Here is a 15,248-nt window from a genome sequence, read left to right as displayed (position 1 = left end):
CGCGCAGTGCTCGTTATTTTCCGCTGGCGCAGTCGAAAATGGGAACGCTATGCCATTGTTAGTTCAGATAAATAGATATATTGAAACATCCATTTCCCCCAATGTGAGGAAATGGATGTTTTTTTATTTGTAATCCATTTAAATTATCGGCTTCTTACTATTGTATGGCGTAATCAAAACGCCTTCTTCAATTATATTGAGAAGGCGTTTTACATTATTATTTAGATGATTCTTCAGCCGAAGCTTCTTCAGTTGACGCTTCTTCCGCTACGGCTTCTTCAAGTTCTGCATTCTCTTCTGCTAGCAATGCTTCTTCAGCTGCACGACGTTTCGCTTCTTCTGCAGCTTTTTTCGCCGCTTCTTCAAGTGGTTTGTTGACAACACCAAGGCACCAAATAAATTCTTCCCAAGCCATGTTCCAACCTTTGAAAACTTCTTCCGAGTCATCCCATTTTACTGAATAAGCGATCCCATCTTCAGTTTTTACAATCGATAGTGATAAATCCGCTCCAGCACGGTCACTTAATAATTTGATTTTTCCCTCTTCATCAAAACGTTCCTCGATATTATCCTTTTCTGTGAATGAACGGCTTTGTGCAATTTCAAACAGAACATTACTATGAATTCGGTATTTATTTTTTTGCATTTTTTTCCCAACTTCCATTATTGATTCGTTACTTGTACTATCTTACAACGTTTCAAAAAAATTATCGCGATTTTTTTCAGTTTAGCACTTTAAATTATTTTATCACAAGTCGGTACAGTTAAACCACTAACTATTGCATAAAAGAGAACGTATATTCCTTATTTTTTTGAAAAAAATAAAAAAACTCGTGAAGTTCTTAAAAACTTCACGAGTTTAAAATCAGAATAGGGCTTAGTAATAATATGAACCACTATTTCGCTTTTCTGCAATTTCGTAAGCAAGCTTAATAATAGATTTAGCTAGCTCCGCATATGTTACTTCCTTTTTCGGCAAGAACAATGAATTTTCCGTACCTTGAAGTCCTAACACATGGGAAATCGCAACATATCCGGTTTTTTCCGGATCGACATCAGCCGCATCTTTAATCGTTAACTGATAAATATCCCGATGCTTTGCTGCTTGTTCAAGTCCAAGTGTACGGATATACCAAACGGCTAATTGCTCATTTGTTACTTTTTGGTCGATGTTCAATTCGTCTTCAACCGGATTTAAAATGCCTAAACGTGTTGCTGTTTCCACTACATTATAGTATGGGTGATCCGGATTGATATCTTCAAACGATACTGGTGGCTGCTCCTGGCGATATGCATAATAATCCTCATAGAAATAAGTGATGGATTTTATAATTGTTTGCAATGCCTGTCCCTGCGAAATGGCTGTATCTGCATTGAAAGTTTTCGGATCCTTCACTTCAATTGCACCTGCCTGGATTAAATAGTTCAGTTCCTTTTCGGCAGTCGGATGAGTAACTTTCGCTTTTTCAGTTCGTGCATATGGGCTGATAATCTCGCCACTGTTGGCATCAATCTGATAGTACTCTTGTCCATTAACTGTCGGCACATAGACGAGCTCGTATTTCCCGTCTTCGTTTTGCAGTCTGTGGTAAACAAGCTTAACATCCAGTGCATCAGCAAATAGTTTCTTTGCCTCTTCGCTTGAAACTGATGCAGCAGCATCCGGCCATTCCTCAATATCTAACGGATAGCGGTAGAATGATTTCAATTTCCCTTCATCATCAATTGTTACCGATAGACTGTCACCATTTACAATCAGTCCATTTTTAATTCGCGGGAAATTCACATAGTGCACTTTTGATTCTTTATCATAAACCGGATCTGTATTTGCCTTTGCATATTCATGTACGGATGTAGGAGCAAGTTCCTTTACGTATTTTTCCGCTGCTGCAAGGACTTTATCTTTATCCAATCTTGGTACTGTGTTTTCCGTTTCATCATCTTCAAACGGCATTGGACTATAGAAGTCAGAGTAGGAGATGAGTTCCCCTGTATTTTTATTGAATTCGATCGATGAACCGAATGAACCGTTGCGGTAACGGTACGAATAAGAAACACTGATTACAGCTTGGTCATTCATTTCATGTTCATAAGCATGATCGATCGTGAATTTAGTTGTGTTCCCCTGGCTTTCTACTAACTGTTTTGCTATTTCCTTTGCGTCGTCAATTGTAATTGGTGATGGTGCTTTTAATTGGTTAGGAGCAAGCGGTTGTAATGCTACCTTGCCATTTAAAGAGTCCTCCTTGCCCGTAGTTGTTGCCCATTTATTCGATGTTGCATGCAATCCAATTACATTTGGCGCTGGCAAATAAACAAGTTTCACAGAAGGTTTTGAAGATGTCAGTGAATAATCAATCGAGTACTGCAATGTCAGATTTAACTGATCTTTCATTTTTTCAAGCGCCTTCTCTTTTGTCACAACATTTGTTGCCTCTTCAAATGATATTCGTTTTTGATCCGGACTCATTTGTGTGAAATACTGGATTTTGCCATCGCCAAGTACACTCACTACAATTGACTGATCCTGGATCGGAATATTTTTTTCAGTTGAAGTGAAGCTGTAGTTATACGTGATCGGCTCCGTAATTAAACGGCTGAAATAACTAGGTGTTTCATTAGATAATACATAATTGGATGATGAAGCAACCTTTTTAACAAAATCTTCAGCAATTTTACGTCCTTGTTCTTCTGTTATTTTTCCAGGGAATAAAGCATCCTTTAAACTTGCAGGACTGAAATATAAAGACTCTATTTCTAGATTGTCCGATCTGAAAGAAACACTGCCGCCTTCCGTTTGTTTATTAACTTTTTTCTGGAATGTTAATTCGTAGCGCGTCGTCAAATCATCGGCATAATGATAACTCATCGATGTCATCTGGAAATCACTGTTGGAGTATCCAGCAAACATATCCGGTAATTTCGTTTTTAAAACTTGGATCAGCTGTTCTTTTGTTACACTCTCATCCGTCATCGCCACATAGATGGGTACCCTTTCTTCTTTAGGGTTCACAGATGCCTCTGCAAGAGCAGGACTGGCAAGCAATCCTAGCGAAACAATCGACATGCCTAAAGCGGTTGTCCATTTTTTCATTTTCAATTCCTCCTTTAATGTTCTCCTTATTATACGCCTAATTATTGGCAATAGTTTCAATATATTGTACATTTTAAAAAATTATTACTTTTTTTCAGGAAAATACTATACATTGTGTTCAATAGTAAGTCATGTTAGAATCTTTCAGAGGTGAAGTTCGTGAATATTGTAACAGCAGGAATGCTTGTATCATTTTCCGGCATTATAGTCGTTTGTTTAGGTTTGTTTGGCATACTACCTAACACTAACCAAACATTGAATTATGTATTTATCGGCATCGGATGGGTGTTTATCCTAATCGGCATCGTCATCCGCATTATCGGTATGAAACTTGAACGGAAAAATAAATAGCAAGATGGTGGGACATAACCCAAAAATGCTATTTTTCTCTAAGAGAAAAATAGCATTTTTTTACTGAGCGTTAAAAATCTCCGTTTCTTAATAAGGTTTTTAACTTCTCTAAAGGTACTTCTATTTCTTCCCAACCTCTTTTCCGTTTACATATTCAGTCTTAAATAAGTTCCTCTTCAAGCAAATAATATTTTGCTCCGTATATATCCACTTCATAGGTAATGATTCCAGCTGTACTTATATGAATGTTTGTTATTTCCCCTACTTTATTGATAATATGAGCTTCATAAAATTTGCGAAAATGATAGGTTTCACTATCCAATTGTTCATCGATTAAAATCACCTTTACAGTATCCATCAATTGAAACTTCGGCTGATACTGTTCAAATTCCAGATCAAATAAATTTAGCTGCCGCAAAAAAATTCACCTGCCAACATGTATTCAACAATAACATTCGACAAGTGAATTTAATTTCCTTTATTTAGATGAAACGTATACATAATTGCTGCCAATCAGCTACGTTAATCCTGCATTTTTGGTAATGGCAAAATCGTTTCATTATTTTTCTGCTCTGGCTTTAAAAAAATGACAAGCTCTTGCTGATATGTACCATTTTCCAGTAAATAATGATCCAATGTGTGGCTGTCATATTGATAGCTGCCAAACGGGAACGAAACACTTTCACCTTTTACAGCAGCGAGCAGTCCCGCAACATCGTTACTGACCATTTGCAATACTTCTTCAGCCGTTTCTGTTAATACAAATACAACATTCATCTTTTTACTCTCCTATACCCCTATAAATAGTGCAGCCTGCGCAATCGCAATGTAAAACGCCGGGTCCTGTACCGGTGCTTCTTCCGAAACAACCAGCTTAACCGAAAACATATCCGACTGTTCATTATAAACAGCAAGCCACCTTGCGATAACCTCGTCATTTATAATAAAGTTGGACCAGTCTTCCATTTCTTTATCAATTTTCATTTTAAATTTGTTGCTTGAAATAAAAAGTTCGGGAACGCCTATACGCCAGTTTTCATAATTAATGATATATTTTTCGTTTAGAACAAGATCTTTCCCTTCAAACCACACTTTCCCTCGTCTGAAAATCTTTTTCACTTCGAACAATGATTGTCCATTATTACGAAGCACCGCATATTTCAAAAAATAGCGGTGATCGAAATAGCCGTCCAGCATTTTTTTCAAACCGTTATCATAAATACGCTGAACTTTAAGGATTTGCTCCCCCGCTTCATTGTATACTGGCTGCTGTTCCGTGGCTTTTATATCCCCTAATACTTCGTACGTATAAGTCTGCATTGATTTCCCCTTAATAGATAATGTTGATTTTATTGAGTACCCGTTGTATAAGATTTTGTTTTTCATCAAATTTTTCCCGTATCGATAATGCCTCATCCGGATGGTCGGTAATGACGCCATTTACATTTTTCTCATAAAATTTCTGCATATCCGACTCATCATTGATCGTCCAGACGAACAACTCCATACCACGCTCTTCAACCTGTTTCTGAATATTTTTTGTCGCAAAAGACTGCTCTACCGAAATAAAGTCGGCATTTGATTCCGGTAACTTACCGTATGCGATAGAGTACACATGACCAGTATGAATCCGTGGTTCCAGTTCTTCCAGCATTTCCATTGTCGGTAAATCAGGTGATTGAACATAATGATAATCCAAGGCATCATATTCATCAAGCTGATCAACAAAGCGCTGTAGAAAATCTTCTGTTTCAAAACCATGTGTTTTCAGCTCAATAAGCAATTTTATATTTAAATTACGACTCATTTCAAGCACTTCATCAAATGAAGCGATCGTGTCGCTGAACCCATCCGCCAAAACAGTCGTTGTGACTAATTCATTCAGCGTTAAATCATAGACAATATCATCTTCACCTGCCAAACGTGATAAAGTTTTATCATGATAGACAACAAACTCCCCATCCTTCGTTTGCTGGATATCGATTTCCACTAAATCCGCTTCTGCTTCCTTAGCCGCCTCAATCGCATTCAATGTGTTTTCTACACCACCATCCATAAATCCGCGATGGGATACGATGTTTGTATCTGGCTCGTAAATTGTCTTTTCCAAATTGATCAAATTAAAACCGCTCACAAGGAAAAATGCAAATACGACAATAATAAAAGTCCATTGACGAATCGTTTGTCTAAATGGTTCTTCTTGAACAATTAACGGTTTATGGCGTGTTAACTGAAATGCTACCATAACAATTAACTGAGTAAACAAAACTTGCAATATTGTAGAAAACAGGATGATGACACCCTGTGCAAGTGTTAACGTAAAGCTTGCGGTTACAAGTCCCCAGCTCGGTTTAAAACTTTCAATGATAAATAGCGGTGTCAATATTATGGATAACGCAAACAATAAAAGCGTTAAATTAACGATAACAATAAGCCCGATCATTCCGACCGTTTCAAGTAGTTTTCTTTTTGAAAACTTCCAGCTCATTTTTAATGCTTTAAATATTGTAACCTCTTGGTAAACCGTAAAAAATGGCCAAGTAAAAATAAAGCGTAAGCTTATAAAACTCAATATAATTAATACCACAACATATAAAATCGTGCCATTACGAGAGTTCAAAAGTTCGTCTATAATAAAGCTCGGTACATTTATATTTTGAATCAATGACACTGGTAATAATGATGAAATGAGCGGAATTAATAATAGTAGGTAAACGACAATCAGTAAGGTCTGCAAACTGATAAAATAGACAACCTTCTGATTCAATCGTTTTAAGAGCTCTTTCCATGTATATGGAATGGCACGCTGCTGATAGTAGGCGAGTAGTATTAAAAATCCTAATTCATAATAGATGAATACAATTCCGATAAAAAGAATGATTCCTATTCCAAATAACGCAAACGGATGTGTCAGTAAATAAAGAATACTGTCTTGCGTAATTACCTGCACCCCTGTTATATCCATAACAATCGCAGTTATCAGCCAGATGAGCGGCAGTAGAATAAATGCCTGCACAATCCGTAATATCGCAAACGTCCGTATATAATCGACTCGATAATAATATAGATTTCTGAAAATCAGTTTAATAACTCGTTTAATTCTGTCCACAAGACTTCCTCCGACTAGTAAATTCTATCTCTATTTTTGGTTTTTCTTTATATATTCCTTCGTTTGAAGCAATGTATTTGTAAATACTTCTATCGGCTCCACCCCTCTGATTCCGTAATGGTCTTCAAAGACGAAAAAAGGGACACTTGATATTTGCAGCTGCTGTGCCTCATATCGATCCAGCACTAACTCTTCGGTGAATTGTTCTTCCTTTATGATTTTTTGTGCCATGCTCCGGTCGATGCCAATCTGTTCACAAATGGCCAACAGTGCCTTCGTGTCATTTAAATTAAGACCTTCTGAAAAAAAATGTTCCATCACAATATCTACAAACTCCAAATCTTTTTCATATAGTTTTGCAAGCTTAGTTAAACGATGGGCATTTTTTGTATTGGCGAGCACTACCTTATCAATATTGAATATGACCCCTGCATCCTTTGCATGCATCTCCAACGCTTCCATAAATTCTTCCGTTTTACGGAGATCATTGTTTTTCTTTTTAAAGATTTTGTCGACATAAGAGATTGTTTCCGACTTTGAAGCTGCAGGATTTAGTTCGAACGCCCTGTAAACGACTTCCGTTTCTTCATCTAAATTTAACTGCTTAATTGCTTGGAATAATTTCGTTTTCGCGATATAACAAAACGGACAAGCAAAATCAGAGAAAATTTCTATTTTCATGTTGTCTCCCCCTAATATTTATGTATTTATCCCTCTATTCTATGGGTTTTTTATTACAATACCCAAAATTTCAAAGAAAAAAGCCGAACCCAACGTGGATTCGACTAAATATTATCTAAAATGAAGTAATTGTTGCAAAAAACTCTTCATAAAGTCCCTTTAAAATTTGATCTTCAAATTCCGAACGAACGCCAAACACAAGACTAACTTCCGAAGAACCTTGATTAATCATTTCAATATTCGCACCTGTTGCAGAAATCGCAGAGGCTGCACGTGCTGCTAAGCCTGTATTATGGCGCATGCCTTCCCCGACAATGACAATCATCGAAAAGTTATGGCTGAATTGAACATCATCAGCACAGAGTTCTATCTTAACGCGTTTTACAATACGCTCTTCAATTTCAGTTGTCAGCTGGCTTGAACGCATAATAACTGATATATCGTCTAAACCAGATGGTGTATGCTCATAGGAAATGTTTTCTTCTTCAATAATTTGAAGAAGCTTGCGGCCAAAGCCAACTTCTCGATTCATTAAATATTTTGATACATAAAGAATTGAAAAACCACTATCCGCGGAAATCCCTGTAACAGGGCGATTTGTTGCCGGACGAGTTGGTAAAATTAACGTTCCGGATGCAGACGGGTTATTAGTGTTTTTAATATTGACCGGAATTCCTTGTTTATAGACCGGCATTAGTGCTTCATCATGGAATACGGAAAAACCTGCATACGATAATTCACGCATTTCGCGATACGTAATTTCTTTAATATCAACTGGATCATTTACGACTTTAGGATTTGCAGCGAACACACAGTCCACATCCGTAAAGTTTTCATAAAGCTTCGCCCCAACGGCAGATGCTAAAATTGAACCTGTAATATCCGATCCACCACGGTCAAATGTACGTAATACGCCTGCTTTAGTATAACCGAAGAATCCAGGGAAAATAATAATCTCCTCTGTATTTTTCAATACACTTAAGTTTTCGTATGCTTCTGGAAGTGCATACGTACGTTCCGGGAAGTCATTTAAAATCAATTTATCTTTTGGACTTACATATTTTGCGGACATGCCAATTGCATTAAAATAACACGCAATCAGTTTTGCGTTGTTATCTTCACCGCTTGCTTTTATATTATCTAAGAATAAGTCTTTGTCTGACCAATTTTCTGACACACGCCCGCGTATATCCTGTTCAATAATATCTGAAATTGTATTGTCTAAACCAAGATCTTCAGCGATATTACGGTAACGATTTACTACTGCCTTAATTTTCGCTTCAACATCGCCTTTATTAATCACGGTGTTTGCTAAATCTATTAATAAATCCGTCACTTTAATATCATCACTTGAACGCTTACCAGGCGCAGAAACAGCGACAATCTTTCTTTCAGGATTAGACTTCACAATGCTTGCTACTTTTTTGATTTGTTCTGCACTCGCGACAGATGTGCCGCCAAATTTACATACTATCATCTCATCATATCCTTACTCTCAAAATTGATATTTGTACTCACCGAAAAAACATTTGACTTTACACAGTGTACAAATTTATCCTATTTCAGTCAAGACTATTCAGTAAATTCATTAATCTATTTAGTCAAAATACGAATAATTCGTCATTTTGTCAATATATTATATGAGATTTTTATAAAAAATGATATTTATTTGTTTAATTTTATAGCTTTTTTACAATAAAAAAAAATTTTATCGTGCTAGGCAAACGAAGTGACAAAATAGTTAAACAACCTTCCCCATAAACCATAGTAATGAATAAATGTTTGTTCCCCCATTCGACAGTAAATTAATCTATAATTATTACAATAGGAGTTGTAATTATTATTAGTAGGAGAAGGATATATGAAAATAGTAATTGCAGAAAAACCAGATCAGGCAGCAAAATTGGCTGCCCCATTTTCATTTACTAAAAAGCCTGGATATTTTGAGGTTAAGCCAAACACATACTTTCCGGAAGGTGCTCTCATTACATGGGCAATCGGTCACCTTTGTGAATTGAAGGCTCCGGAAGAATATAACGCTTCCTGGAAGAAATGGACTTTGGAAACATTGCCGATTATTCCGGACCGTTTCGAATATAAAGTAACAAAAACAAAATATAAACAGTTCAACATAATAAGAACACTTGTGAAAAGACCGGATATTCGGGAAGTTATTATTGGCGGGGATGCGGGGCGAGAAGGCGAACTTATTATACGTACCATTTTGAAAGTTTGCGGTGTGAATAAACCGATGAAACGATTATGGATATCCTCTTTAACGGAAAATGCGGTGAAAAACGGATTTGCGAACTTATTGCCGGAAGAAAAAACGAGGAATATTTATTTTGAAGCATTAAGCCGCTCATGTGCGGATTGGCTGATCGGTATTAATACATCCAGATTGTACACGGTACTCCTTAAACGTAATGGAGTAAAAGACGTTTTCTCCATTGGTAGAGTACAAACACCTACATTGGCGCTCATCGTAAAACGTGAGCATGAAATTGCGAACTTTAAATCTGAACCATTTTGGGAAGTGGAAGCAGAATTTAATTTTAACGGCAAAATACTAAAAGCGAAATGGCATAAAAACAATGTGACAAGGCTCCTTGAGGAACGCCAGGCAATTGCTGCAGCCAACTTCTGCATCAATAAAAACGTGGAAATTACAAATATAAAAAAAGAAAAGAAGGATTATGCACCACCCCTTTTGTTCAATCTGTCTGCACTACAGGCAACAGCAAACAAGGCTTTTAAATTTTCACCGCAAATGACGCTCGATATTTTACAGAAGCTTTATTTGAAAGGTGTCGTTTCCTATCCAAGGTCGGATTCACAATTTTTGACGAATGAGGAAGCGAAAACATTACCGGCGATTCTAGGACAGTTAAGCAAGTTGGAGCAATATAAAAATCTGTTACCGCCGCCGACAACTTCACTTATGAACAACAGAAGGTTTGTAAACGAAAAAAAGGTAACCGATCACCATGCCATAATCATTACTGAGCAAGTCCCGAATATGGCAAAGCTCAGTGCTGAGGAAGCAAAGATTTATGATTTAGTTGCAAGGCAAGTTATCGCGGCCCATTATAATAATGCCGTATTCTCCTATACAACAGTTCACTCACTTGTCGATCAGCGAGCGGAATTCATTTCCAAAGGGAAAGTGCTGCTGGAAGAAGGTTGGCGCAAAGTGATCCATCATTCGAAAGATAGTGCTGACAAAGATGAACTCATCCCCCTTCTTCAGGAGAATGAGCAAGGGACAGTTGTAAAAGCGAATGTAAAAAAAGGGGAAACCCAGCCACCGAACCGCTATTCCGAAGGTAATCTAATTACAGTCATGAAAACAGCAGGCAAACATTTGGAAGATGCGGAACTGGAAAAGGTTTTATCGAAAACAGAAGGTTTAGGTACGGAAGCTACGCGCGCCGGAATTATCGGTACACTGAAAGACCGGAACTATATCGAAGTGAGGAAAAACCAAGTGTTTGCAACGACGAAAGGAATGCTGATCATTGAGGCTCTAGGTGAAAGCATTTTGACGTCCGCATCTATGACAGCTAAATGGGAGCAACGCCTTTCTGAAATTGGGGAAGGGAACGCTTCACCACAAGTTTTTATGGAGCAGGTCAAAAAACTGGCAGATAAATTGATAGTAGATGCCGGTGAGCGGGAAAAAGAATGGGCATTCAATCAAAACGATGTGGAGAAAATAACCGAAAACAATCCCTATACGAAAAAGTATAAGAAAGAAAAAACAGTTGTCGGGAAATGCGTTCTTTGTGATGGATCCATTGTCGATCACGGTACTTTTTACGGCTGTTCGAATTACAAAAAAGCCAGCTGTAAATTCTCGGTTTCCAAAAAAATACTCGGAAAAACAATTACGCAAACGAATCTTAAGAAATTATTAGCTGCAGGTGAAACAGACTTGATCAAAGGATTTAAAAAAGGCGGTAAAATCTTCAACGCCCAACTCATTTGGGATGAGAAGGAACGAAAAACAAACTTCAAGTTTACAAATACAAGGTAAACAACTTTCTTCAAAAGATAACACTCCGAAAGTTAGAGTCGAACATTTAACTTACGGAGTGTTTTTTCTTTTCTCTTCTTGGAGCTCATCATTTTTTAATCATAATTTAACTTGTTATCATTCCTGTATTTTAACCATGCATCTATTTCTGTTTTAATGAATCTTTTCTGATTATCGAGCAAAAGGTACGGGATAAACTGATAAGTATCATAGCTGCTCAATCCCTCCCTTTGCCAATCATCATGCGATATAATAATTTCAATTGATTGTTCGCTTATTTGAAGGTATTCAGCAAGCTGGGTTGTTGTCATTAGATCCGGTATTGAACTAGTGACATTTTCTGAATCTTCATTGATATTAGTTGTGTTCGATGCTGTATTACTTAATATTAAAGCAGCCACTACGATGGATAAACCCAACAGTACTACCCCAATTAAATATGTTGATTGTCTCAAATCAGTGCCTCCTACTTAAATTCAATATGAAATATTTCACTACTTTAAAAAGGCATCTAATAAGAATTTCATTTTAAAGGCAATTGGATTGTTTCCGAATGATTATCCCATTTTACAGTCGCTTTAAGTTCTGATCCCTCCGTTGCATTCGAACAGCCATAAGGCAGGAAAAACATGCCATTTTCATCTAAAGAAATGGAGGCCCCTTCTATATTATCAACACTAAACTCCAATTGCTCTGGCATTGCGCCATTACCCACATATTTTAAATAGCCTTTAGTAGAATTGCAGCCACTATCATCCGTCACTGTATATTGAACTCTCCAATTTTCACTTTCACCAAAAAACACATAATCTTTTTGTATGCAGCCAGATAAAAGAGTAACACTAAACAAAATTAAAATTCCCATTTTCGAACTAACTAGTTTCAAATCAACACCTCCAAAATGTGCAGATCTCAGTATGGCTTACTCCTTGATAAAACCAATCACCTGATCTATGTATCTCTCTAAAGGATCTTTAGTATCTACAACGATATATGAACCTTCATTTGGTTTCTTACTATTTTCAATGGTGAATTTAAATGTTTCTTCTGAGCTGGCCGCTTCAATTTGACTAACCATTCTATTTCGACTTTTCAATCTATTATTTATCTCTTGAAAATCATTCAGATAACACTCAATGTATTTGTAAGTGGCATTATATTTTTTAGACAAGTTTATGCCTTGGTCCACCATTTCCTGATAAAGGCAAGGGCTATCTAAAACGACATTTTGCCCTTGTGATAAATGAAATTCCACTAAAGACCAATCAACATGATAGGCAATTTTACCAACAAGTTTTTTCTCTATTGAAATTTCCCCCAATGACGTTAATAACGAAGATTTTACAACGTCATGATCTATTATGACTGCCCCTGTTTTCTTGGCAATTTGTCGAGAAAGCGTCGACTTGCCGGACCCCGGGAATCCGGACATTTGTAGGAAAAACATGTTTAACAACTCACTTTTCAGAAATTTTATTATCTGGTCTAAATTAAACTATTAAGTTCCCCCAAATATTCTGTTTGGAGTTCCCTCTCAATTATGCCCTTTTCCAAAAACACACTGTACGCCTTAGCATCAGGTCTGGAACTCACAATTTTATGGATTTCCTGCCCTTTATAATGAACCGCAACACCATCATCAACAGCAATTCCTGATTGTATTTTATTTGACTCAATCAGTTTATGATATGCAGGCTTCCTTTCCGTTTCTCCATCGTAATGCGGACAATTACTCCCATTTAACAAACCTAAACAGGTTATTGGTTCAAGTCCCTCCCCAAAGGAGTCTGTCACCCCCTGTTCAAACCAGCAGATTGCCCCTGCACTTAACCCCGCTAAAATAACACCCTCCTCCCAAGCTTTTCTTAAAATACTGTCTAATCCCCAATCCTTCCACAAAGCTAAAAGGTTTTTCGTGTTTCCCCCACCAACATATAAAATGTCTTTCTCTAAAATAAAATTTTCCAAATCCCGAGAAAGCGGGTTAAATAGAGATAAATGTGATGGGTCGCAATTTTGTTTATTAAAAAAATGATAGAACCTGGATATGTATTGTTCAGAATCTCCACTAGCTGTAGGTAGGAAACAAATTTTCGGTTTTGTCGTTTCCGCCTGTTTTAAAATATAACTATCCAATAGCGGGTTATCTGGTTCCATTGAAAAGCCCCCGCCGCCCATCGCAATTATTTGTCTCATTTTCATTTGTGCCCCTTCCAGTTATGAAGAATATTTATTAAAGCCAACACCTTTTCTATTTAAATATAAATATTCTATAAAGTTCGCAATAATCCTTGGAGACCAGCAAATTTCACTTATATTCATATTAGACTGACCGTATTTGCTTTCGCGGGCTGCACGCGGACAGTATCACTCTTTCGAGATAAATATTATCCCAATGTAGAAAATATTAACATTCCAATGTTATACTAATGATACAAAAAGGGGGATTATTTTCATGGAGAAAAGAAAGCGGACGATATTTTGGATCATACCAATCGGGGTAATTGGTGTATTTTTTTACTTTTTCGGTCCACAAAAAGCCGTAACAGATAATGACTACATTACATATATTCATGCTACACCTGTCATGGAAAATAGCGATATTACAATAGAAGAAGCCCTCAAAAACTATTGTGAAGAAAGCCGCTGGGAGTATTTCCAAACAAAAATGATGGAGCATGTTGTAGAATTTAAAGGTGAATGCAAAATTGATAACAATTTACAGTCTGTTAATTTACAGTATGTTGTTGAAAAAGGACAAACAGATTACCGTATTGGGGCAATGCTTGTGAATGGCGAACAGCAATCCGAAGAGCAGCGAACATTGTTTTTAAATACAATCCAATAAGACATTACAAAGTGGAAACTATCAAAGCTTCCACTTTTTTTCATCCTAAAAATTTTGTAATTATTTTAATAAACCTCTTAACTTGGACAATAATCGTTGACGTCTTTTCTTTATTGTTTCATAACTCAGCTTATACTTGTCAGCAATCTCCTTTAACGAAAGCTCTTTTTCATACAGCGCGATCAACAGAAATTGCTCATCTTCATTTAATTCCTCAAACCATTCGGGCCATTCCAAACTTGATACAACCAAATTGTGCTGCCGCGAATTAATGATAATCACGTCTTCTTCCACTGCTAGTTCATGCTCGGATACGTGATTCGCTTTGGATAGTGATCGAATGATCGCATATTTTACGGTCATGTAAGCAAACATCGTAAAATCCCCTTTTGTATCATCGAATTTCTGCAATGCCTGCCATAAAGCGATCCTCCCTACTTGCATGTATTCATCTAGATCTCGATAAATTTTCAGTTTATAGATGACTTTTTTTATTAAAGTTTCATTTTCAAAAATAAGTTGTTCTACATTCTGCACTTTTCCAAATCCTTTAAGCTGTGCACAACTGAATATTCCTAGGTACTACAAATTTAGAAAATAGCTGAAAAAGAAACAAAGTACGGATTTATCATGAAAAATTACATTTGGACAGAAAATAGTCGTAAAATTCACACTTTTATGCGGTAAATCAGTCCAAAAAGGAGATTTTCGCATAGTTTTCAAATAAATCAGACTTAACGATATTGACAAAAAACGCGCTATCATGCATGCTATTAGAAAATATAAAGGCATATTGAAGACGAGTACGTAGCAATTGGCTAAACAAGAGAGCACATTCCACAGGCTGAAAGAATGGCATAGCAAAACCTGCCGAACCTACTTCAACAGCTCCTAAAAAATAGGCGCAGACTCAGCGTTATGAGATGAAGTGGAATGCAAGTATTGGCATTCAATTTAGGTGGTACCACGGAAATAGCACATTTCGTCCTAATCGATAGGATTGAAATGTGCTTTTTTTATGTAATAAAGTATAACTTTAATCAGTGGGGTTTATCCCCCACTGATTAAAAGGAACACAAGTATGAACCGTCACTTCCTGTGAAAACGCTTTTGTGACCAACATTGTGTT

Annotated in this window: 16 protein-coding genes; 3 read left to right on the top strand and 13 right to left on the bottom strand. The window is 36.8% G+C overall.

The window, feature by feature from the left end; all coding sequences use genetic code 11:
• Positions 1-217: 217 nt before the first annotated feature.
• Complete coding sequence (locus ABS917_RS15670; protein ID WP_008408458.1) at positions 218-646, bottom strand: hypothetical protein; 429 nt, start codon at positions 644-646, stop codon at positions 218-220.
• Positions 647-877: 231 nt separating this feature from the next.
• Entirely contained in the window at positions 878-3,094 is a 2,217-nt protein-coding gene (locus ABS917_RS15665; protein WP_350479877.1) for a YcdB/YcdC domain-containing protein, read from the bottom strand.
• A 159-nt stretch (positions 3,095-3,253) separates the two neighbouring features.
• On the opposite strand from ABS917_RS15665, the gene ABS917_RS15660 reads away from it, so the two are divergent.
• Positions 3,254-3,445, top strand: coding sequence for a hypothetical protein (locus tag ABS917_RS15660; RefSeq protein ID WP_008408460.1), 192 nt, complete (start codon positions 3,254-3,256; stop codon positions 3,443-3,445).
• Between the two features lie 160 nt (positions 3,446-3,605).
• On the opposite strand, the gene ABS917_RS15655 is transcribed toward ABS917_RS15660, so the two are convergent.
• The 6 genes from ABS917_RS15655 to ABS917_RS15630 all read right to left on the bottom strand — a co-directional run bounded on the left by ABS917_RS15655 (position 3,606) and on the right by ABS917_RS15630 (position 8,712).
• Complete coding sequence (locus ABS917_RS15655; protein WP_350479876.1) at positions 3,606-3,863, bottom strand: hypothetical protein; 258 nt, start codon at positions 3,861-3,863, stop codon at positions 3,606-3,608.
• Between the two features lie 104 nt (positions 3,864-3,967).
• Entirely contained in the window at positions 3,968-4,222 is a 255-nt protein-coding gene (locus ABS917_RS15650) for a thymidylate synthase (protein WP_350479875.1), read from the bottom strand.
• 12 nt (positions 4,223-4,234) lie between these two features.
• A complete protein-coding gene (locus tag ABS917_RS15645; RefSeq protein ID WP_350479874.1) occupies positions 4,235-4,765 on the bottom strand; it encodes a tubby C-terminal domain-like protein in 531 nt (176 codons plus the stop codon).
• A gap of 10 nt (positions 4,766-4,775) precedes the next feature.
• Positions 4,776-6,554, bottom strand: a complete 1,779-nt coding sequence (locus tag ABS917_RS15640) for a glycerophosphoryl diester phosphodiesterase membrane domain-containing protein (protein ID WP_350479873.1) — start codon at positions 6,552-6,554, stop codon at positions 4,776-4,778.
• Positions 6,555-6,584: 30 nt separating this feature from the next.
• Positions 6,585-7,235 carry a DsbA family oxidoreductase gene (locus ABS917_RS15635; RefSeq protein WP_350479872.1) on the bottom strand — a complete coding sequence of 217 codons (651 nt, stop codon included), beginning with the start codon at positions 7,233-7,235 and terminating at the stop codon, positions 6,585-6,587.
• 115 nt (positions 7,236-7,350) lie between these two features.
• A complete protein-coding gene (locus tag ABS917_RS15630) occupies positions 7,351-8,712 on the bottom strand; it encodes an aspartate kinase (protein WP_350479871.1) in 1,362 nt (453 codons plus the stop codon).
• A 384-nt stretch (positions 8,713-9,096) separates the two neighbouring features.
• Between ABS917_RS15630 and ABS917_RS15625 the strand changes: the two genes are divergently transcribed.
• Positions 9,097-11,271: a DNA topoisomerase III gene (locus ABS917_RS15625; RefSeq protein WP_350479870.1), complete on the top strand. Its 2,175-nt coding sequence runs from the start codon at positions 9,097-9,099 to the stop codon at positions 11,269-11,271.
• Between the two features lie 95 nt (positions 11,272-11,366).
• Here ABS917_RS15625 and ABS917_RS15620 read toward each other — a convergent pair whose 3' ends face one another.
• The 4 genes from ABS917_RS15620 to ABS917_RS15605 form a co-directional block, all read right to left on the bottom strand.
• Entirely contained in the window at positions 11,367-11,726 is a 360-nt protein-coding gene (locus ABS917_RS15620; RefSeq protein WP_350479869.1) for a Clp protease ClpB, read from the bottom strand.
• 68 nt (positions 11,727-11,794) lie between these two features.
• Positions 11,795-12,157 (bottom strand): hypothetical protein, encoded by a 363-nt coding sequence (locus ABS917_RS15615; protein WP_350479868.1) that lies wholly within the window; start codon positions 12,155-12,157, stop codon positions 11,795-11,797.
• A gap of 36 nt (positions 12,158-12,193) precedes the next feature.
• Positions 12,194-12,718, bottom strand: coding sequence for a P-loop nucleotide/nucleoside kinase family protein (locus ABS917_RS15610; RefSeq protein WP_350479867.1), 525 nt, complete (start codon positions 12,716-12,718; stop codon positions 12,194-12,196).
• A gap of 38 nt (positions 12,719-12,756) precedes the next feature.
• Positions 12,757-13,467, bottom strand: a complete 711-nt coding sequence (locus tag ABS917_RS15605; protein ID WP_350479878.1) for a Type 1 glutamine amidotransferase-like domain-containing protein — start codon at positions 13,465-13,467, stop codon at positions 12,757-12,759.
• A gap of 259 nt (positions 13,468-13,726) precedes the next feature.
• On the opposite strand from ABS917_RS15605, the gene ABS917_RS15600 reads away from it, so the two are divergent.
• Positions 13,727-14,119, top strand: coding sequence for a glucosamine 6-phosphate synthetase (locus tag ABS917_RS15600; RefSeq protein WP_350479866.1), 393 nt, complete (start codon positions 13,727-13,729; stop codon positions 14,117-14,119).
• 60 nt (positions 14,120-14,179) lie between these two features.
• On the opposite strand, the gene ABS917_RS15595 is transcribed toward ABS917_RS15600, so the two are convergent.
• Positions 14,180-14,656, bottom strand: coding sequence for a sigma-70 family RNA polymerase sigma factor (locus ABS917_RS15595; RefSeq protein ID WP_350479865.1), 477 nt, complete (start codon positions 14,654-14,656; stop codon positions 14,180-14,182).
• Positions 14,657-15,248: the final 592 nt, after the last annotated feature.

The sequence above is a fragment of the Solibacillus sp. genome (assembly GCF_040273735.1).
Taxonomy (GTDB): Bacteria; Bacillota; Bacilli; order Bacillales_A; family Planococcaceae; genus Solibacillus.
This window is presented reverse-complemented; position numbering and strand designations above follow the sequence as displayed.

Bases quoted from the DNA above. Each gene is read 5' to 3' on its own strand.
- ABS917_RS15600 (WP_350479866.1), top strand. From the start codon at position 13,727: ATGGAGAAAAGAAAGCGGACGATATTTTGGATCATACCAATCGGGGTA.
- ABS917_RS15605 (WP_350479878.1), bottom strand. From the start codon at position 13,467: ATGAGACAAATAATTGCGATGGGCGGCGGGGGCTTTTCAATGGAACCA.
- ABS917_RS15635 (WP_350479872.1), bottom strand. From the start codon at position 7,235: ATGAAAATAGAAATTTTCTCTGATTTTGCTTGTCCGTTTTGTTATATC.
- ABS917_RS15670 (WP_008408458.1), bottom strand. From the start codon at position 646: ATGCAAAAAAATAAATACCGAATTCATAGTAATGTTCTGTTTGAAATT.
- ABS917_RS15625 (WP_350479870.1), top strand. From the start codon at position 9,097: ATGAAAATAGTAATTGCAGAAAAACCAGATCAGGCAGCAAAATTGGCT.
- ABS917_RS15650 (WP_350479875.1), bottom strand. From the start codon at position 4,222: ATGAATGTTGTATTTGTATTAACAGAAACGGCTGAAGAAGTATTGCAA.
- ABS917_RS15645 (WP_350479874.1), bottom strand. From the start codon at position 4,765: ATGCAGACTTATACGTACGAAGTATTAGGGGATATAAAAGCCACGGAA.
- ABS917_RS15665 (WP_350479877.1), bottom strand. From the start codon at position 3,094: ATGAAAAAATGGACAACCGCTTTAGGCATGTCGATTGTTTCGCTAGGA.
- ABS917_RS15610 (WP_350479867.1), bottom strand. From the start codon at position 12,718: ATGTTTTTCCTACAAATGTCCGGATTCCCGGGGTCCGGCAAGTCGACG.
- ABS917_RS15630 (WP_350479871.1), bottom strand. From the start codon at position 8,712: ATGATAGTATGTAAATTTGGCGGCACATCTGTCGCGAGTGCAGAACAA.